The sequence below is a fragment of the Snodgrassella communis genome (genome assembly GCF_914768045.1).
In the GTDB taxonomy this organism is placed as follows: Bacteria; Pseudomonadota; Gammaproteobacteria; order Burkholderiales; family Neisseriaceae; genus Snodgrassella; species Snodgrassella communis.
The window spans coordinates 1-19,741 of sequence record NZ_CAJZCD010000007.1 but is presented as its reverse complement, the minus strand read 5'-3'; the positions used below and the strand labels follow the sequence as shown (position 1 = coordinate 19,741).

General features: G+C 43.0%; 20 protein-coding genes and 3 tRNA genes. 17 read left to right on the top strand and 6 right to left on the bottom strand.

Annotation, left to right across the window (positions count from 1 at the left end):
- Nucleotides 1-2: 2 nt before the first annotated feature.
- Nucleotides 3-617 carry a ribonuclease HII gene (gene rnhB, locus MJ761_RS07875; RefSeq protein WP_093092673.1) on the top strand — a complete coding sequence of 205 codons (615 nt, stop codon included), beginning with the start codon at nt 3-5 and terminating at the stop codon, nt 615-617.
- Between the two features lie 83 nt (nt 618-700).
- Here the strand turns inward: rnhB and MJ761_RS07870 are convergent, their stop codons facing one another.
- The 4 genes from MJ761_RS07870 to proC all read right to left on the bottom strand — a co-directional run bounded on the left by MJ761_RS07870 (nt 701) and on the right by proC (nt 3,503).
- Nucleotides 701-994, bottom strand: a complete 294-nt coding sequence (locus tag MJ761_RS07870; protein ID WP_202806121.1) for a TM2 domain-containing protein — start codon at nt 992-994, stop codon at nt 701-703.
- Between the two features lie 563 nt (nt 995-1,557).
- On the bottom strand, nt 1,558-1,974 hold the full coding sequence (gene dksA / locus MJ761_RS07865; protein ID WP_037407116.1) for an RNA polymerase-binding protein DksA: 417 nt from the start codon (nt 1,972-1,974) through the stop codon (nt 1,558-1,560).
- Nucleotides 1,975-2,136: 162 nt separating this feature from the next.
- Nucleotides 2,137-2,700, bottom strand: a complete 564-nt coding sequence (locus tag MJ761_RS07860) for a YggT family protein (RefSeq protein WP_037406863.1) — start codon at nt 2,698-2,700, stop codon at nt 2,137-2,139.
- An 8-nt stretch (nt 2,701-2,708) separates the two neighbouring features.
- Complete coding sequence (proC, locus tag MJ761_RS07855) at nt 2,709-3,503, bottom strand: pyrroline-5-carboxylate reductase (protein ID WP_093092677.1); 795 nt, start codon at nt 3,501-3,503, stop codon at nt 2,709-2,711.
- Nucleotides 3,504-4,003: 500 nt separating this feature from the next.
- On the opposite strand from proC, the gene MJ761_RS07850 reads away from it, so the two are divergent.
- The 3 genes from MJ761_RS07850 (at nt 4,004) to pdxY (ending at nt 7,172) form a co-directional block, all read left to right on the top strand.
- Complete coding sequence (locus MJ761_RS07850; RefSeq protein ID WP_218060218.1) at nt 4,004-5,494, top strand: vWA domain-containing protein; 1,491 nt, start codon at nt 4,004-4,006, stop codon at nt 5,492-5,494.
- 188 nt (nt 5,495-5,682) lie between these two features.
- The gene (locus MJ761_RS07845; RefSeq protein WP_093092681.1) at nt 5,683-5,883 is read left to right on the top strand and encodes a hypothetical protein; all 201 of its coding nucleotides are present in this window, start codon (nt 5,683-5,685) and stop codon (nt 5,881-5,883) included.
- 422 nt (nt 5,884-6,305) lie between these two features.
- Nucleotides 6,306-7,172, top strand: a complete 867-nt coding sequence (pdxY, locus tag MJ761_RS07840) for a pyridoxal kinase PdxY (RefSeq protein ID WP_093092683.1) — start codon at nt 6,306-6,308, stop codon at nt 7,170-7,172.
- 95 nt (nt 7,173-7,267) lie between these two features.
- Here the strand turns inward: pdxY and MJ761_RS07835 are convergent, their stop codons facing one another.
- Nucleotides 7,268-7,984 (bottom strand): YggS family pyridoxal phosphate-dependent enzyme, encoded by a 717-nt coding sequence (locus tag MJ761_RS07835; RefSeq protein ID WP_093092684.1) that lies wholly within the window; start codon nt 7,982-7,984, stop codon nt 7,268-7,270.
- Between the two features lie 158 nt (nt 7,985-8,142).
- Here MJ761_RS07835 and MJ761_RS07830 point away from each other — a divergent pair, with 158 nt between their 5' ends.
- From MJ761_RS07830 to ruvC, 4 genes are all read left to right on the top strand, one after another.
- Entirely contained in the window at nt 8,143-9,186 is a 1,044-nt protein-coding gene (locus tag MJ761_RS07830; RefSeq protein ID WP_093092685.1) for a type IV pilus twitching motility protein PilT, read from the top strand.
- A 309-nt stretch (nt 9,187-9,495) separates the two neighbouring features.
- Entirely contained in the window at nt 9,496-10,704 is a 1,209-nt protein-coding gene (locus MJ761_RS07825; protein ID WP_093092709.1) for a PilT/PilU family type 4a pilus ATPase, read from the top strand.
- Between the two features lie 126 nt (nt 10,705-10,830).
- Nucleotides 10,831-11,535: an N-acetylmuramate alpha-1-phosphate uridylyltransferase MurU gene (gene murU / locus MJ761_RS07820; protein ID WP_093092686.1), complete on the top strand. Its 705-nt coding sequence runs from the start codon at nt 10,831-10,833 to the stop codon at nt 11,533-11,535.
- A 130-nt stretch (nt 11,536-11,665) separates the two neighbouring features.
- On the top strand, nt 11,666-12,217 hold the full coding sequence (gene ruvC / locus MJ761_RS07815; RefSeq protein ID WP_037490993.1) for a crossover junction endodeoxyribonuclease RuvC: 552 nt from the start codon (nt 11,666-11,668) through the stop codon (nt 12,215-12,217).
- Nucleotides 12,218-12,360: 143 nt separating this feature from the next.
- On the opposite strand, the gene MJ761_RS07810 is transcribed toward ruvC, so the two are convergent.
- Nucleotides 12,361-13,146, bottom strand: coding sequence for a YqjF family protein (locus MJ761_RS07810; RefSeq protein ID WP_093092687.1), 786 nt, complete (start codon nt 13,144-13,146; stop codon nt 12,361-12,363).
- A 330-nt stretch (nt 13,147-13,476) separates the two neighbouring features.
- Here MJ761_RS07810 and dprA point away from each other — a divergent pair, with 330 nt between their 5' ends.
- The 9 genes from dprA to MJ761_RS07765 form a co-directional block, all read left to right on the top strand.
- Nucleotides 13,477-14,658, top strand: a complete 1,182-nt coding sequence (gene dprA, locus MJ761_RS07805; RefSeq protein ID WP_093092688.1) for a DNA-processing protein DprA — start codon at nt 13,477-13,479, stop codon at nt 14,656-14,658.
- A gap of 11 nt (nt 14,659-14,669) precedes the next feature.
- On the top strand, nt 14,670-15,128 hold the full coding sequence (locus MJ761_RS07800; RefSeq protein WP_037490987.1) for a Smg family protein: 459 nt from the start codon (nt 14,670-14,672) through the stop codon (nt 15,126-15,128).
- 140 nt (nt 15,129-15,268) lie between these two features.
- Nucleotides 15,269-17,563 (top strand): type I DNA topoisomerase, encoded by a 2,295-nt coding sequence (gene topA, locus MJ761_RS07795; protein WP_093092689.1) that lies wholly within the window; start codon nt 15,269-15,271, stop codon nt 17,561-17,563.
- Nucleotides 17,564-17,641: 78 nt separating this feature from the next.
- On the top strand, nt 17,642-18,214 hold the full coding sequence (gene rsmD, locus MJ761_RS07790) for a 16S rRNA (guanine(966)-N(2))-methyltransferase RsmD (RefSeq protein WP_093092690.1): 573 nt from the start codon (nt 17,642-17,644) through the stop codon (nt 18,212-18,214).
- Nucleotides 18,215-18,303: 89 nt separating this feature from the next.
- Nucleotides 18,304-18,558: a YfhL family 4Fe-4S dicluster ferredoxin gene (locus MJ761_RS07785; protein ID WP_037406885.1), complete on the top strand. Its 255-nt coding sequence runs from the start codon at nt 18,304-18,306 to the stop codon at nt 18,556-18,558.
- 111 nt (nt 18,559-18,669) lie between these two features.
- Nucleotides 18,670-18,753, top strand: a tRNA-Tyr gene (locus MJ761_RS07780).
- 41 nt (nt 18,754-18,794) lie between these two features.
- Nucleotides 18,795-18,868: transfer RNA gene (locus MJ761_RS07775), tRNA-Gly, on the top strand.
- 21 nt (nt 18,869-18,889) lie between these two features.
- Nucleotides 18,890-18,964 (top strand) — tRNA-Thr (locus MJ761_RS07770).
- Between the two features lie 42 nt (nt 18,965-19,006).
- On the top strand, nt 19,007-19,741 hold a 735-nt coding region (locus MJ761_RS07765), incomplete at its 3' end, for an elongation factor Tu (RefSeq protein WP_239392898.1).

The window sequence follows — 19,741 nt, the reverse complement described above, 5'->3', positions numbered from 1 at the left end:
ACATGGATTTTGCTATATTACCCAGTCATGCCGGTGTAGACGAAGCTGGGCGCGGGCCTTTAGTGGGCAGTGTCTATGCAGCAGCAGTTATTTTGCCGGCAGATTATGATTTACCCGGTCTCACTGATTCAAAAAAGCTATCTGAAAAGAAACGTGATGCACTGGCGTTATTGATTAAGCAGCAGGCAACGGCCTGGTCTGTGGCGGCAGCGGATGTTGCCGAAATTCATCAATATAATATTCTGTTTGCAACCATGCGTGCCATGACTCGGGCAGTAGCGGGCTTGCCTATCAAGCCGACTAAAGTCTGGATAGATGGTAATCGTATACCAGCTGATTTGTCTTTGCCGGCAGAGGCCGTAGTCAAAGGTGATCTTAAAATAGCTGCTATTTCTGCTGCTTCCATTCTGGCTAAAACAGCACGGGATGCGGAAATGTATGCACTGGATCAGCGCTATCCCCAGTATGGTTTCGCCCAGCATAAAGGTTATGGTACAGCTGCACATCTGGCTGCTCTACAGCAATTTGGCGTATTACCGCAGCATCGTCAGGATTTTGCACCAGTAAAAGCATTACTTACACGGGAAAAAAATTTATTTGATATTATCAACCTGTGAATTTAAAACAGCTTTTCTAAATTCACAAGCTGACAGTAAAAATTATTTGCTACTAAATAATCTCCTATTTGGATAGTTATGTTCTAACTACTGTATTTTTCTGCAAATTTCTCATCAGATGTGCATAAATAAATAATGAATTCAATAAATGCAATAAAACTTGGAATACATGTCCAACAGAAAACTAGATACAATAAGCCTTGTAGATTTCGATTTAAGTAAAATTTATGTATCCCTAAACCGCCAAGAAAAAAAGCAAGTAAGGCGGCAACAATACGACTTTTTGTACAAGCATTATTTTTTACTACTGCACCGCAATGAGGACAGCTTTTTGCTGTTTCGTGTATTTCTTTACCACAACCATGACAATAAATCATTACGTCTCCCATTTAATTATTTAAGCAACGTACTTACGTACCAGCTCATATTGTTGAGCACAGTCAAATATTTATTAATATTTTTGCGTATGCGGCATTTATATAAGCCGGAAAATATTATCAGAAATTTTAAAATTATCAAGAAACAAAATAATTTTTTGTGTTTTGATAACGCAAATTTCATCATCAGGCCAAAAGACAGCAAATAATCTCAGGATTATTACTTATGGCCAAGGGTAAAAGATACTGAAGTTATATTAAATGCATTAACCAATTAGTATATCAACGATTAATGAAATTAAAATTAAATTTTGTGTGTTCACCTAGGTAAATTTCTTAATGATTTATATTTATGTGGATAAGCTCAATAAAATTCACCATACAAATATATTATTAAGTTTTTAATAATCATTGATGAAATGGAAATTACTTATAACTAATACATGCAATATTTTTTATGATATAAAACGTACAGACATACAAGTAGTATTGAAACTATTTTAGTACTATAAAATAAAAAACGCTTTCTATTCAGAAAGCGTTTTGGCTGTTATCTATTCAGATCAGTCAACAAACTGCTTTTTAATCCGTTCTCGCCGCTCTTGTGCTTCAACTGACAGAGTAGCAGTAGGGCGTGCCAGCAACCGTTTCAGACCGATAGGTTCGCCTGTGTCCTGACAAAAGCCATAATCACCTTCATCCAACTGGCGCAAAGAAGCCTGAATCTTGCTCAACAGCTTACGTTCCCGATCACGGGTACGCAGCTCCAGTGCATATTCTTCTTCCAGTGTAGCGCGGTCTGCCGGGTCTGGTGTAGTTGCCTGTTCCTGCAAATGACCGGCGGTGTTGTTTGCATTGTGAATCAGTTCATCCTGAAGTTTCAACAGCAAATCACGGAAGAAAGTTTGATGTTCTTCATTCATATACTCCTCTTCAGGGCCATTCCAGGCTTGGATATCTTGTTCTGTGAGTTTAGCCATTTTACAGTCTTTCTTTTGCATAGCTCGATTAAGCAATTAGCTCAGGAATTGACAGCTTAATCTGTTTTTAAACACAACAGATGCTTGCTGTCATGCTGTTAAAAAAGTTCGGGCATGATAGCATGTTTTTATATTCTATTCGTAATTTTGCATTCGACAACATTATCCGCTAATCAGCCAGTATGAGATTTTGCTACTCAGCTGTGGTAACCACCATTGCAGACAAAGCCACAACACGAGCAGAATAACTGTCGCAGAAAAATCATATTTACCTACTTGCAGAAAGGCAAACGGGCGGGTTAGTGGCTTGTAAATGCGTTGCAAGGTAAGCAGTAATACAGAATAAGGTTTGCTCAGACTTAAAAACATCTGTATTACCAGCCCGATAAACAGTGCATAGCACAGTGCTTTCAGGGAGAACAGGATACAGAATAACAAACTGGCGCTAATAACACGTGCATCCGGCTGTATCCATGTAAAGGCAATAAACAGATTGAGTACAGTAGTCAGATAATAAATGATGATAGTAGCCAGAATACAGGCAACATCCCATTGTCCCAGTGGTGGTATGATTCTACGCAAAGGACGTATCAGCCAGTTGGTACTGCGCACACAAAACTGGGCTAAGGGATGCAGAAAAGGTAATTTACCCCATTGTAATAAAACCCGTGCCCAGCATATAATGGCCAGAGCACTGGCTAATAAAAATAATGTTTTACTAATCACACAATACCTTAAGGAGCCAGTTGTTTTTGCATTTCTTCTGCCCGCGCCACGCTGGCAGCCACACCATCAATCACTACCTGAGTCAGCTGCTGCTGATCAAAGACTGAGGTAGCTGCAAATGTGGTACCACCTTTAGAAGTCACATTTTTTTGTAGCTGTACAAACTCAGTACCAGACTGTTCTGCCAGCGATACCGCACCTTTGAATGTGCCCAAGCTTAACTGATATGCTTCATCTGTGCTAAAACCCTGTTGTATGGCAGCCTGTTGGAGCGCATTAAGAAAATAGAACACATAGGCCGGACCACTGCCACTGATACCGGCAATCCGATTAATGCCACTTTCTTCTTCCAGCCATACCACATCACCCGTAGTGCGCATAATATTTTCAGCGACAGCCTTGTCTGCTGCCTCTATATTTGCCGGTGCGAATAAACCGGAAATACCCAGACCAATCTGGCACGGAGTATTGGGCATAATCCGGATAATACGCTGATGATTATTCAGAAACTGGCGCAGAATATCTACAGTTAATCCAGCGGCAATGCTTAGTACCAATGCCCCATTGATTTTAATACCGGTGGTAGCTTGCTGCATATCCTGTGGCTTAACCGCCAGCACCAAGACATCAGTCGCAGTCAGTTCAGGTAGTTTGTCACTGCTGCGTACCTGATAACAACGACTCAAATGCTCACGCTTCTCCTGATTACGGTCAATGACTACTATATCATAGCCACCTTGCTTGCTCATGCCGGCGACAATGGCTGATGTCATATTGCCTCCGCCCAGAAAATAAACGCTCATATAATTTTCCTTTTTTATTAAAATTGAACAGCTCAATCAATCATACCGCTACCAGTCAGATAAACTGAATCAATATTAATTTTACAATAACTATTATTTGTTGATTACAGACATACGAAATAAACCATGACGCCAGCTCATCAAGCGCCGCTGCTAGCGTCGATTGATATGAGTTGAAGTTGATTGAATCAATTATCTTAACTCTACTGTAAATAACTTAATTTACTGGAATAAATACAAATTTTGTGTTAATAATAGGTTTTATTTTAATAAATAAAAAATAATTAAGGATATTTATGTTAACCATAAAATCAACAGCCCGCATAACTGGCCACAGTATTCTCATAATATTAATAGCAGGTATATTAGGTGCTTGCAATACGTTGCCCTCAGAGCGTCAACCGCAAAACATAACGATAGAAAATGCACAAGCTCCAGCTTCAATCGCAGATTATGGTTCCAGAAAAGGATTTAAAGGAGGTGAGAGTTTTGGTGGATTAATGACTATGAAGGCTGGGTATGAGGCTGCTAATTATATATATAGTAGTATTCAGCCAGATACTGCACAATACAAAAATTATTCAGATAATCCGATAAAACAGGTGGTTGCTGAGCCGGTTAGTACTTTCAGTCTGGATATGGATACTGCCAGCTATGCAAATAGCAGACGATTTATATCTGCAGGAAGAATGCCGCATCCGGATGCAGTACGAGTAGAAGAGTTTATTAATTATTTTCCAGAAGCCTCCAATGAAAAATTAATACCACTATCCGGCTCCCCGTTTGCTGTAACTTATGAATTGGCACCCAGCCCATGGAATACAGATAAAGTTTTATTAAGGTTAAATATAAAAGCAAATGATGTCAGGATGGATCAATTGCCACCATCAAATCTGGTGTTTCTGATAGATACATCTGGCTCTATGTATGGTCCAGACAGATTGGATTTATTGAAACAATCATTAAAATTATTGGTAAACAGACTGCGCCCAGTCGATAAAGTTTCCATTGTCACCTATGCAGGAGAAGCCGGCGTTGCTTTAGAACCGACATCAGGCCACAATAAAGCCAAAATTCTGGCTGTTATTGATAAACTTGAGGCCAGAGGCAGCACTGCTGGCGGAGAAGGACTCAAACTGGCTTATAAACTGGCAGAAAGTAGCCAAATAAATGGCGGGATTAATCGGATATTATTGGCTACTGATGGTGATTTTAATGTTGGTATTAATAGCACTGAAGAGTTAAAGGCATTTGTGACCGCAGAAAAAGAAAAAGGGATAACCTTGTCCACATTAGGTTTTGGTGATGATAATTTAAACGATGCCATGATGGTACAGATTGCTGATGCAGGTAATGGAAATTACAGCTATATTGACAGCCTGAAAGAAGCGCAAAAAGTGTTGCAGCAGGAAATGAGTGCCACCTTAGTAACTGTGGCTAAAGATGCCAAAGCGCAAATAGAATTCAATCCACAGCAAGTACTGGAGTATCGTCAAATCGGCTATGAAAAACGGCAGTTAAAACAGGAAGATTTCAATAACGACAAGGTAGATGCTGGCGATATTGGTGCCGGTAAAAAAGTGACTGTCCTGTATGAGCTAACACTAGCAAATGGTAGACCAAGTATTGATCCATTGCGTTATCAGGTAAATAAAACAACTGTACCGATTACCTCAAAGAGTGACGAAATCGCTTTCCTTAAATTACGCTGGAAAGCACCACAGGATAAAAAAAGCAAACTGGTTTCTCTACCTATAAAAAAGAAAGCGCTGGTTAGCTCTTTTGAACAAGCCGGAATAGAAACGCGTTTTATAGCTGCGGTGGCTGCATATGGGCAAAAGTTACGTCATAACCCTGAATTGTCTCAAACATCTTACCAGCAGATAATCAGCTGGGCGAACCATGCCAAAGGTAAAGATCCACAAGGCTATCGCAGTAAATTTGTACAATTAGTCAAAAAAACAGCGACTCTGGAAGATAAGAAGAAATAGAGTATATTTCAAAGTAAATATCCAAACTATACTGCAACCATCAGGTTGCATACAGCAATAACATCATTTTGCAATGGTTATGCTTATTTACCTATAAGAGTGAACGGAAATCATTGGATTAGCTGAAATCAGACCAAAAGCCATCTTTAAAGTTGGCTTTTTTGTTTTGAATTTCCTTTAAATAATCTTTGTCTTCTCAGGTTTTTCGGGATTTTATTCAGGCAGCTGATGTGCATCTGACCAGCCCGCGAGCGCGGCCGACCTGGCTACCTGCTTTGCTGTCGATTGACCATGCACTGGTACGGCAACCAGATAAAATAGTGGTGACGGGGAGCTATCACTGGTATGGCTCCGACCATAAAGCGATATGGATTAATTATATGCCATGACAGCGTACACTCAGAAAAAAATAAACACGTATCTCAGAATTGGTACATGGTACTGTAACCAGTATATTTAAATACTGAAAAGAATTCCCCGATCTGAAAATGCATGCACAGCTTATCTCATGAAACCTTATTTAGATTTACAGCCATAATATATACAATGATTTGCCGGATAAGTGCTGCTCAGGTGTACTTATAAAAATAACTTATAAAGTACCATCTGCATAGTGTATGAGATAGAGATGGACGAATTGTGTTGCCATTAGTGTGAAAAGCAAGATTCCGGTTTAGACTATTTACAGGTAATGATTTATCTCAGCCAGTATAATCTGCGTATAATCAGTTTCATTTGGCATGTTTGGTTAGTTAGCTAATTATTTTTAAAGATGACAACCTGATTTATTGGGTTATAAAATGGCATTATTATGAAAAATATACTATCAATTCAGTCTCATGTGGTTTTTGGTCATGCCGGTAACAGTGCTACTGTGTTTCCTATTCGCCGTTTAGGTGTCAATGTCTGGCCATTGAATACGGTACAGTTCTCCAATCATACTCAATACCGGCAATGGAAAGGTACAGTTATGCCGGCTGCGCATCTGCTGGATATTGTTGATGGTATCGCTGCCATTGATGAGCTTAAGAATTGTGATGCAGTACTGAGTGGCTATATGGGTTCTGCTGAGCAGGGCAATGCCATTATTGATATTGTCAGAAAAGTGAAACAGGCTAATCCCTCAGCAATATATTTTTGTGATCCGGTTATGGGGCATCCTGAAAAAGGTTGTATTGTTGCTGAAGGCGTGGCTGAATTTTTGTGTGACACTGCATTGCCACTGAGCGATATGATCGCTCCAAATCTGTATGAGCTGGAAGAATTAAACCACAGACAGCGCATTAATAATGTAGAGGAGGCAGTTGCTGCCTGTCGCGCTTTATGTAATAAAGGGCTGAAAGCGGTGCTGGTGAAACATTTGAGTCGCGCCGGTTATCAGTCTGATCGCTTTGAAATGTTGCTGGTTACTCATGAATCAGCTTGGCATATTCACCGGCCGCTGGTCGATTTTGGCGAACGCCAACCTGTGGGAGTGGGAGATATGACGAGCGGGATTTTTCTGGCCGATTATCTGTCTGGTAAATCCTTACTTGAAGCGTTTGAGCATACTACCGCAGCAGTGTATGGTGTAATGCTGGAAACTTTAAAACGCCAGCAGTATGAGTTGCAGGTGGTTGCTGCACAGAATGAAATTGCTCAGCCTACCCATCAGTTTAAAGCTAAAAAAATAGCCTGATTTATTGGTACGCTTTAACCAGTGTTCGCTATTGCAATTGTATTGCCGGTAAGAAATTTTTACCGGCATAATTTTTTCTCATTAAGTGTTTTTAATTAATTATTTCCTGTTTCTGCATAACTGCGCTGGCCAAAAATGGCACTTCCTACCCGTACATGAGTAGCGCCACAGGCAATAGCAGTATTTAAATCTGCACTCATTCCCATAGACAGCACATCAACCGCAAATCCGCCCTCACGTAGCTGTTGTAATAAAGTTTGCATCTGATTAAACTGTTGTCTTAGCTCAATGTCTGTGCTGTTTGCTTTAGCCACGCACATCAAGCCACGCAGTTTCAGCCGCGGCAAAGTACTGATGGTTGTGGCCAGTGCCAGTAATTCGGCGCTGTCTGTGCTGATACCATGCTTATTGGCTTCGGCGGCAATATTAACTTCGATGCACACATTTAACGGTGTTAAATGTTCCGGGCGCTGTTCATGCAGGCGCCGGGCAATTTTTTCACGGTCAATGGTATGTACCCATTGTGCCCGTTCTGCCACAATACGGCTTTTATTTGACTGGATATGACCAATCATGTGCCAGACAATATCCAAATCGGCCAGCAAACTGGTTTTTTCGCTGAATTCCTGAATGTAGTTTTCGCCAAAATCACGCTGGCCAGCCTGATACAGAGTAGCGATATCATTGACCGGAAAGGTTTTACTGACCGCGATTAGCTGTACAGGTTGGGATGCCGCAGTTTGCTGACGCACACTGGTAATGTCTGCCAGTACCTGCTGCCAGTGTCTAATTAAAAAATCTGCATTGTTCATATTGAGTGAAAATTTTCAGTTTTTTTGATTTAATCAGGCTGTCTTTGTAAAAATTTTATCAGAGTGACAAATATTTTCATTTTAAAGAGACGCCAACTTGATTAGAATAAGAATAATATTTCTGCCTGCATGACGCGGGCAAGCATAACGGAGTAAATATGCAGCTAACAGATTTATTGGCCTTTGGCGTTAAAAATAAAGCTTCCGACTTGCATCTGAGTGCTGGTCTGCCTCCCATGATACGCGTTAATGGGGATATTCGCCGTATTAATCTGCCTGAACAGAGTGCAGAAGAAGTAGGCAAAATGATTGCTTCTATTATGAACGATTACCAGCGCAAGGACTATCAGCAAAATCTCGAGACTGACTTTTCATTCGAATTGCCCAATGTGTCGCGGTTTCGTGTCAATGCTTTTAATACCGAGCGTGGCCCAGCAGCCGTTATGCGTACCATTCCCAGTAAAGTTCTTACCCTTGAGGAGCTCAAGGCGCCAGCGATTTTTCAGAAAATAGCAGAAAAGCCGCGTGGACTGGTGCTGGTAACCGGTCCTACCGGTTCCGGTAAATCAACCACACTGGCCGCAATGATTGATTTTATCAACAATAATGATGCCGGCCATATTCTAACAATTGAAGACCCGATTGAGTTTGTACACCAAAGTAAAAAATCATTGATTAATCAACGCGAATTGCATCAGCATACACATAGTTTTGCCAATGCCCTGCGTTCAGCCCTGCGTGAAGACCCGGATGTGATTCTAGTAGGGGAAATGCGTGACCCGGAAACCATTGGCTTGGCTTTAACTGCTGCTGAAACCGGCCACCTTGTATTTGGTACTTTGCATACCACCGGAGCGGCCAAAACAATTGACCGTATTGTGGACGTATTCCCGGCTGGTGAAAAAGAAATGGTTCGCTCCATGTTGTCAGAAAGCTTGCAGGCAGTAATTTCTCAGACTTTACTGAAAACCAAGGATGGCAATGGACGTGTGGCAGCCCATGAAATTATGACTAGTACGCCAGCAGTGCGTAATCTGATCCGTGAGAATAAAATCGCCCAGATTAATTCTACTTTGCAGACCGGACAGAAATTCGGAATGCAGACACTGGATCAGTGTTTGCAGCAACTATTGCGTGAGGGTCGCATCAGTCTGGATGTTGCTCGTTCCAAGGCTTCGAATCCAGACCAGTTGGTAGGATAATTATCTATCGTTTTTTACTCAGGAAAGTGTTTTGCTATGGGGATGCAGAAAGACTCCACCAAAGAGTCCGGTTTATCTGATTTACTCGCGGATATGGTTAACCATTATCAACATCCTGCCGCAGACACAGCGACGGCTACCTTGACTTCCGGCGCAGAAACGATACCAGTTGTTTCCACTGTTGCAGCGGAGCAACTGGTGTCACTGGCCACATCAGAAACCGCAACAACAGTACCAGCTGCTGAAAAGAAATCGAAACCTGCTTTATATACCCCTGAAATCAATAAACCAGAAAAAAACAGAAACACGATGACCGAATCTCATATGACAGATATCAGAACAGGTGCTCCTGCCAGTACACAGTCTCCTATTGCTCATGAGCGGGAAACCATCCATATTCATCCGGTTTTGGAAAAAATGGCTGCTGAAGCTGTACGTCTGAATGCAGCAGATATTTTTATCAGTCCCGGCTTTCCGCCATCTTGGAAAATTGATGGCAAAATTACGCCGGCACCAACCAAGCCTTTAACCGCCGAAGAAACTGCTAAAATTGCCATGTCAACCATGACAATGGCTCAACGTCAGCGATTTATGGCAGAACTAGACCTAAACTACTCCATAATTGCCAAAAATGGCGTGCGTTTCAGGGTTAATGCCTATCATGAGCAAAGTCGGGTTGGCTTGGTGTTACGCCGGATTACCACCGATATTCCAACTACCCAAAGCCTTTTTCTGCCACCAGTGCTGGATGAACTGGTAATGAGAAAACGTGGTCTGATTATTCTGGCCGGTCCTACCGGTAGCGGCAAATCTACCACTATGGCTGCCATGCTCAACCATCGCAATACTCATTCTGCCGGCCATATTCTGACCATTGAAGATCCGATTGAATATGTACACAAACCCAAGAAAAGCATTATTACTCACCGTGAAATAGGTGTGGATACTCTGAGTTGGGACAATGCCATGCAAAGCGCCTTGCGTGAGGCTCCTGATGTTGTATGTGTGGGAGAGGTGCGCAGTGATGAAAGTATGGAGTATGCGTTGAAACTGGCGCAAACCGGCCACCTCTGTTTCTTTACCCTGCATGCCAGTAGTGCCAATCAGGCCATTGAGCGAATTATGAATTTCTATCCCGAAGACCAGCATAGACAGATATTAATGGATCTGGCACTAAATATGGTATGTATCATCGGCCAGCGTCTGGCCGTGAAAAAGGATGGAAAAGGCCGTCGCGCCGTGATTGACCTGTTAATTAATACAGCCACAGTTCAGGACTATATCTACAAAGGCCAATTAATGCAGATAAAAGAACTGATGGCCAAAGCAGGTAATGATGGTATGCAAACTTTCGATCAGTGTCTGTTCCAGCTATATGCTGATGGTATCATTGATTTTGAAGAAGCATTACGCCAAGCTGATTCACCTAACGATTTACGCTTGCGGATTAATCTGTACGAACAAGGTGAAAAGGGCGCAGCAATCTTTAATACAGGGTCGGAATTAAATCTGGTTTAGACTGATGTAAATCCTTTAATTTGTCATTTCCCTTATCATTCAGGCAAAGCAACCGGCTTTGCCTGTTGTATTATAGGCTGCACAGCAATCCAGCCCATCAACTGTATTACGGAATAATAAATAACCATGAAAGCCATGATTCTTGCTGCCGGACGCGGTGAACGTATGCGCCCGCTTACCGATACCAGTCCCAAACCATTGCTGAATGTCGGCGGAATACCGTTAATCGGCCATCACTTGCAGCGCTTACAGGCCGCAGGTTTTCGCGATATTGTGATTAACCATGCTTGGTTAGGGCAGCAAATTGAAGCTACTCTGGGCACAGGAAGTACCTACGGAGTGAATATTTGTTATTCCGCGGAAGAAAAAGGTGGTCTGGAAACTGCCGGTGGGATTGCCACAGCCTTACCCTTACTTGGACATAAACCATTTCTGGTTATTAACGGCGATGTATTAACCGATATTGATTTTGCACAAGCCTTAAAGATTGGTGCAAGAATAGAGCAAACAGGTAAACTGGCGCATTTATGGCTGGTTGATAACCCAGAGCACCATCCTGATGGCGATTTTAGCCTCACTCAGACAGGGGACGTAACCACAGAACAACCCCATAATCCAACATTAACCTTTAGTGGTATTGGCGTATATCATCCGGCCTTGTTTAACAATATTCCCCCTCACACCCGAGCCAAACTGGCACCTTTATTGCGTACCGCCATGCAGAAAAATCAGATTAGTGGCGAATATCATACCGGTTACTGGCTGGATGTCGGGACAATAGAAAGGTTACATCTGGCCAATCAATGGGTTAATAAAAATCGTGGCGAATAACTAACACATATGACCAATATACAGTAACATTATTTATTCAACTGGCGAAATCCGCTTTTACAGAGTATTTGATTTTCCTACCCGTATCAATTCTATTTCTATTTTTCCGTAATTAAGCAGTAGTATAAGCATGCAAACACAGCAGTCTGAGCAAACCACAATCCGTATCTTAGGTATCGATCCCGGAAGTCGTGTTACCGGCTTCGGAGTGATTGATGTAATCGGCCGCCAGCACATCTATGTTGCCTCTGGCTGTATTAAAACCACTGTGGGTGCTACGCTGGCTGAGCGTATTCGAGTGATTGTACATAACCTACGGGAAGTTATTGCTACCTATCAGCCAACACAAACTGCTATCGAACAGGTATTTGTCAATGTTAATCCGGCAGCCACGCTGGTGTTGGGACAGGCTCGTGGCGCAGCAATAGCAGCATTAACGTTGGACGAATTACCAGTGTTTGAATACACTGCATTGCAAGTGAAACAGGCAGTAGTCGGTAAAGGTAAAGCAGCTAAAGAGCAAGTACAGCATATGGTAGTACAAATGCTGTCCCTGTCTGGTACACCACAGGCAGATGCTGCGGATGCGCTGGCTGTTGCGCTAACTCATGCATTACGCAATTATAGTCTGGCCTCCAGAATTCAGCAGGGGCTAACCATTAAATCCGGCCGCTTCCGTTAAGTGCCATGAACCAGACAACATCGCGCTTTTTTTAAGGTGGTTAGTCTGGGCATTAAGCAAAATTAATCATCCTGCCTTACCTCTTCCCATAGAAAGCCAAAGCAATAGCCAATAATCAACCCCAATTTCTGTATGCTTTAAATTTATAAAGCAGTAGGTGGCAGATAAATTGTAAATTCATTAATTGGTTGAAGCAGCACACTGTATGGGTGCTGCTGCTCATCTTCATTAACCAGTTCCATTCGACTTAACAGGCCAAATTGCGCCGATTCAAGTTTGGCTGGTCGCACATCCAGACGATCATGCCAAACTCGGTAAGTACCCAATTTACCATTGCGGCGGTAGTAAAAACCTGCCAGCGGATGAGTGAGATAAACCAGTGCTGTTTCACTGTCAGGAAAACCCTGAAAATGAAATTCCTGATCAGGTTGCTGGCTTAATTGTACCTGAGCGGGCGCCCAATTTGCCTGTGTATGCATTTCATAGCGTCGGTAGCAGCCAGAATGCGGATCAAAGTCACAATTAAAACTGATTTTGCCCGGATGCCACGGTAGCTTCCATACATGGCGCGGTACCATAATAGTCCACGAATCCAGCGTTGTACCCAAAAACCAGACACAACGTTCTCCAGTAGTGGTATCAATGATGTAAATCCGGTAATTAGTTTGTCCCATAGTGAAAACAGGAAAAGGATAAACTGCCGAGGTAAAATCCACGTCCATAAATGGTACTACTGATAACAAACCCTTTTCCTGACCATCAATCATGACACTATCTAACTGGAAACGTGGCGGAAATAATCCAGCAAACTTATGTGCATCAACCGCATAAGTAATAATGGCAAAATGTTTTAACTTACAGTCCACATCAATTCCAGAAGGAGTCGGACGTGGATGCAGAAAATCCTTAAATTTAAGTGATGCTAGCATATATGTACCTTTGATTCTTATCCCGAAAGTCTAAACAGCATCAAACCACACTAGTGTTCGCCTGATTAAGTATACATACTAATTTTACAAAAACAAGCATAAATTTATATATATTTTCTAAATTAATAATAACTAGCACACAAAGGTATTAATTTATATATCAAATAAAAGAGATTCTAAATTTTATTTAAAAATAAAGCAAAATTAATAATTTAATTAAAAACTATATTTAATATAAATAATATTTCGTCACTACATTTAAATAATCAATTGTTCTATAAACTTACTTTTGTCATAATTAATAAAATATATAATGTAAAGATAATGTAGATGAATGAGCAAGAGCGCTACGCATGGATTGAGCTGGCTTTAACTCCATATATTGGCAGTAAAACATTTCTGCGCCTACTGAATCATTTTGGTTCAGCACAAGCCATACTGTCTGCAAGTATTGCTGAAATCAAACCTTTTCTGCATCGCGCGCAGGCCAGCCGGTACTGGCGTAGTGACGAGGCCAGACAGGCAGCAGAAGCCGCTTTAAAATGGGAGCAATCCTACGCCGATGCCCGACTATTATTACTGACCGACAATGATTATCCGGTACTGCTAACTGAAGGACTAACACCACCACCATTATTATTTATCCGTGGTAACAGTTCATGTCTGCATCAGCCATCACTGGCCATAGTTGGCAGCCGTCATGCAACACCACAGGCAATGCGCATCGCCCGTGATTTTGCCAAAGCACTAGCACAAAAGGGAATTGCCGTTATCTCTGGAATGGCTGATGGTATTGATACTGCTGCCCATCAGGGGGCATTGTTGGGTACAGGGAACACCATTGCTGTCTGGGGTACCGGAATTGACCGTGTGTATCCGGCACGCAACAAGGCACTGGCTTCACAGATTGCCGCACATGGCTGTATTATTTCTGAATTTCCGTTAGGTACCCGTTCGCTGGCCGAGAATTTTCCCCGCCGCAATCGCTTGATTGCGGCACTTAGTCAAGGTACGCTAGTAGTAGAGGCTGCAACTGAATCAGGTTCATTAATCACCGCACGTCTAGCAGGTGAAATGGGACGGGAAGTCATGGCGATACCGGGATCAATTGATAATCCCTTAAGTAAAGGCTGTCACGCACTGATCAAACAGGGCGCCAGACTGGTAGAAAATCTGGCAGATATTCTGCAAGAATGTCCTCTGCTCTTGCAAAAAACGCATTTGCAATCATATAGCAGCCAATCTGTCCAACCAGAATCCCAAATCAGTATGCCATCCTCCAGCATCGGTAATCCTGAAGATTTATCATTAGCCAGTGCACCTGTATCTGCACTTAGCCCGATCGAACAGCAGATTCTGGCCGGACTGGGTTACAGTGTAGTTCACCCGGATACACTGATTACAACACTTGGCATGACAGCAACAGATGTGTATGCTCATCTTATGGCACTGGAACTTGGTGGCTGGATTACTGCCCTGCCGGGCGGCTGTTACCAACGCATTAAATCTTGAAAGGAAAGCAAATGATTGATGTAATAGCGTTTTTGATTGAGCACTTTCAAGACGTTGATGCATTCCCTCCTCGTAAAGATCTGGGTGCATTGCTGGAAGAAGTAGGTTTCAATGATGAAGAAATTGGCGACGCATTATCCTGTCTGGATTATTTGCGTTTTGAACCAGTGATTCCGGCAGAAATATTACGCAGTAGTACAGGAATACGCATTTACAATACTGAAGAACTGGATACACTACCACTGGATGTGCGTGGTCTGATACATTTTCTGGAACAGAATGGTGCACTTAAGCCAGAGCAGCGAGAATTTGTACTCAACGCCCTGATGAACTTACCCTATGAAGACATCACGGTAGACCATGCTAAAGTGTTAGCTTTATTGGTATTATGGGCACACCGTTCAGAATTACCGGTACTGATCGGCGATGAACTAATGGCTGCACTCAACGGTGAGGCCATCATGCAGTAAAATACTGACAGCGATACAGTATTGAAAGCTTTCAGTTAGTATGTCTGAAAGCTTTTTGCTTTGTCCATGTGTATTTATTAGAATAAACCAGACTACCAACATATCACAAATACTTAAATTACGACTGTGAGCCTGAACGAATGGCAAAAAACCTGTTGATTGTTGAATCCCCATCTAAAGCCAAAACACTGAAAAAGTATTTAGGCAGCGATTTTGAAATTCTGGCTTCCTATGGCCATGTGCGCGATCTGGTGCCTAAAAGCGGAGCCGTAGATCCGGAAAATGACTTCGCCATGAAGTATCAGCTAGTCAGCCGCAATGCCAAACATCTAGATGCCATTGTTGCTGCGGCCAAAGAAGCAGATGTACTGTATCTGGCTACCGACCCGGATAGAGAAGGTGAAGCCATTTCTTGGCATTTACAGGAAATACTCAAATCCAAGCGGGGGCTGAAAAACCTGCATCCAAAGCGGGTTGTATTCCATGAAGTGACCAAAAAAGCCGTGCTTGATGCAGTTGCCCATCCGCGAGAGTTGTCGCAAACACTGATAGATGCGCAGCAGACCCGGCGCGCTCTGGATTATCTGGTAGGTTTTAATCTGTCTCCATTATTATGGAAAAAAATTCGCCGTGGTTTATCTGCTGGCCGAGTACAAAGTCCAGCATTACGCATGATTTGTGAGCGTGAGCAGGAAATCCGCGAATTTACTGCTCAGGAATATTGGACTGTACATCTGGACAGCCATAAAGCGCGTACCAAATTTACTGCCAAATTAACTCACTGGCAGGGGCAGAAACTAGAACAGTTTGATATCCCAGATGAAGTTCAGCAGCAGGAAATTGTAAACGCACTGGTCGGACAGCAGGCGCATGTGACCAAAGTGGAAAAGAAAAAGCGCAGCCGGAATCCCGCTGCTCCTTTTACCACTTCAACTATGCAACAGGAAGCAGTACGCAAACTAGGCATGACCACAGACCGTACCATGCGTACCGCACAGCAGTTGTATGAAGGTGTGGATGTCGGGCAGGGTGCCGTAGGGCTGATTACCTATATGCGTACTGACTCAGTTAGCCTGTCTGATGATGCAGTGATTGAAATACGCCATTATATTGATAACAAGATTGGCAGCGAATACCTACCATCTGCACCTAAAATTTATAAAACCAAATCTAAAAATGCACAAGAAGCGCACGAGGCCATCAGACCAACTTCAGTCTACCGTACGCCGGAAGCAGTCAAACCATTCCTGACTGCTGACCAGTTCCGTCTGTATCAGATGATCTGGCAGCGTGCTGTAGCCTGCCAAATGGCACCCGCCCGCTTTGATACGACCAGCGTCGATATTGTCGTTGGTAAAGGTATCTTCCGTGTAACTGGTCAGGTACAGACTTTTGCCGGTTTTCTCAGCGTATACGAAGAAGGTGTGGACGACAGCGAAGATGAAGAAAATACCAAAAAACTGCCAGAACTGCATGAAGGCGACAACTTGCCAGTAGACAGAATTTTTGGCGAGCAGCATTTTACCCAGCCACCACCACGTTACTCTGAAGCCAGTCTAGTAAAGGCATTGGAAGAATATGGCATCGGCCGGCCATCGACCTATGCCAGTATTATTTCCACCCTAAAAGAACGGGAATACGTTACTCTAGAACAGAAACGCTTTCTGCCTACTGATACGGGCGAAGTAGTCAATAAATTTCTAACCGAACATTTCGGTCAGTACGTTGATTACAACTTTACCGCCAGACTGGAAAACCAGCTGGACGACATTGCCGGTGGTAAACGGGAGTGGAGGCCAGTCATGCAACAATTCTGGAAAGGCTTTGATAAAGAAATTAAGGCCAAAGAAGATATCCCGCGTGCAGAGCTTACCGCCGAAAATCTGGATGAAATCTGCCCTAAATGCGGTGTGAACCAGCTACAGATTAAATTTGGCAAACGCGGTCGCTTTATTGCATGCACAGGTTATCCAGAATGTGATTACACCCGCAACGTTAATGAAACTGCCGAAGAAGCAGCCAAGGCAGCAGAAGAGCCTACCATAGTAGAAGGGCGCAGCTGTCCGAAGTGCCAAGGCCAGCTTGTCTACAAGCGTGGACGTTATGGCAAATTCATTGGTTGCGCCAACTACCCCAAATGTAAATACATTGAACCACTGGAAAAACCTAAAGACACTGGCATTGAGTGTCCGAAGTGTCATAAAGGCAGTCTGATAGAGCGTAAAAGCCGTTATGGAAAACTGTTTTACAGCTGTAATACCTATCCGGATTGTGATTATGCAGTGTGGAATCCACCAATTAATGAGCAATGTCCGCAATGTCACTGGCCAATACTTACCATTAAAACCACCAAGCGACGTGGCACCGAAAAAGTATGTCCGCAAAAAGAATGTGGCTATACAGAACAGATCGAACCACCAGCACCTAAAGAGTAAGATAGGTCGCTTAAAGTAAATAGATTTACTGAGACTTTCAGCATACCTGAAAGTCTCTTTTTATCGGAGTCAACTCACGTGGCAAAAATACAGCAGCAGCATCGCAATCAAGTGCGCATCATTGGTGGCACTCATCGAGGGCGTAAATTAACATTTCCGGCAGCTGATGGCCTGCGCCCAACTGCCGATAGTGTGCGTGAGCGTCTGTTTAACTGGCTGGGACAGGATTTAAGTGGCATGGCTGTACTGGATTTGTTTGCCGGTAGCGGAGTCATGGGGTTGGAAGCGGCTTCAAGAAAAGCCGAAACAGTTACACTGGTCGAAAAAAATCGTCACGTAGCTACAGCAATTAAAAACAGCCTGCAACAATTGAATTTTAGTCAGGTAGCGCTCATCTGTACTGATGCACAGAACTTTCTTGCAAGTAACCAGCAACAATTTGATGTAGTGTTTCTCGACCCACCTTATAACTGGGCGCAATGGCCGGGGCTTTTAAATGCCATCGTCCCACATCTGCGGCCACAGGCACGCGTTTATCTGGAAAGCAGTACATTACCCACATTACCATCAGGCTGGCAACAACTGCGGGAAGGAAAGTCGGGTATAAGCCGTTTTGAATTATTAACTTATCGTAACGCAGAAATAGCATAAACAGATAGTGGTGAACCAAGGTACAGGCAAAATAATGCTATAATCCGCGCCCAATGGTTTTGAGTAAAATTTAACGATAAAGGAAAAACATGTCACTCTTGATAACAGATGAGTGCATCAACTGCGATGTGTGTGAGCCTGAGTGCCCAAACAACGCCATCTATCAGGGCGATGAAATTTATGAAATCACCCCGGAACGTTGTACTCAATGTGTTGGACATTATGATGAACCGCAATGCCAGCAGGTTTGTCCGGTAGATTGCATCATCATAGACGAAGAGCATCCAGAAAGCGAAGAAGAGCTAAAAGCAAAATATCAGCAGCTAATGGCGGAAAAAGAGTAAAATTACATCGGTTAAAGTTTATTTGAAACAGTTAATTATTATTTTTAGCAAAAAAAATGCTTAATATGCTTGACTAAGATGCAAATGAACATTATCATGCCGTTCTCTTTTGGAGGGATTCCCGAGCGGCCAAAGGGGGCAGACTGTAAATCTGTTGCGAAAGCTTCGAAGGTTCGAATCCTTCTCCCTCCACCAAAATTCCAGTCTTACTTGGAATATTTTTTTTAAGTAAGTATGCGGGTGTAGCTCAATGGTAGAGCAGAAGCCTTCCAAGCTTACGGTGAGGGTTCGATTCCCTTCACCCGCTCCAGATAAGTAATATCTACCAAATGCCCATGTAGCTCAGGGGTAGAGCACTCCCTTGGTAAGGGAGAGGCCGACAGTTCAATTCTGTCCATGGGCACCACTAAGTTGATAAACCTTAATAGTCTTTAGATAGGAAGTAGCCATGGCTAAAGAAAAATTCGAGCGGAGTAAACCGCACGTAAACGTTGGCACCATCGGTCACGTTGACCATGGTAAAACCACATTGACCGCTGCAATTTGTACCATTCTGTCCAAAAAATTTGGTGGTGCAGCGAAAGCTTACGATCAGATTGACAATGCACCGGAAGAAAAAGCCCGTGGCATTACCATTAACACCTCTCACGTAGAATACGAAACCGCAGAACGTCACTATGCACACGTAGACTGCCCGGGACACGCGGACTATGTAAAAAACATGATTACCGGTGCAGCCCAGATGGACGGCGCAATTTTAGTTGTTTCTGCTGCTGATGGCCCTATGCCACAAACACGCGAACACATCCTGTTGGCTCGTCAGGTAGGCGTACCTTACATCATCGTTTACATGAACAAATGCGACATGGTAGACGACGAAGAGCTGTTGGAATTGGTAGAAATGGAAATCCGTGACCTATTGTCAAGCTACGAATTCCCAGGCGACGATGTTCCATTGATTAAAGGTTCAGCACTGAAAGCACTGGAAGGCGATACATCAGATATCGGTGAAGCTTCTATTCTGGCCTTGGCAGACGCATTAGACAGCTACATTCCTACTCCAGAACGTGCAGTAGACAAACCATTCCTGTTGCCGATTGAAGACGTATTCTCAATTTCAGGCCGCGGTACCGTAGTAACAGGCCGTGTAGAACGTGGTGTAATCAACGTAGGCGACGAAATT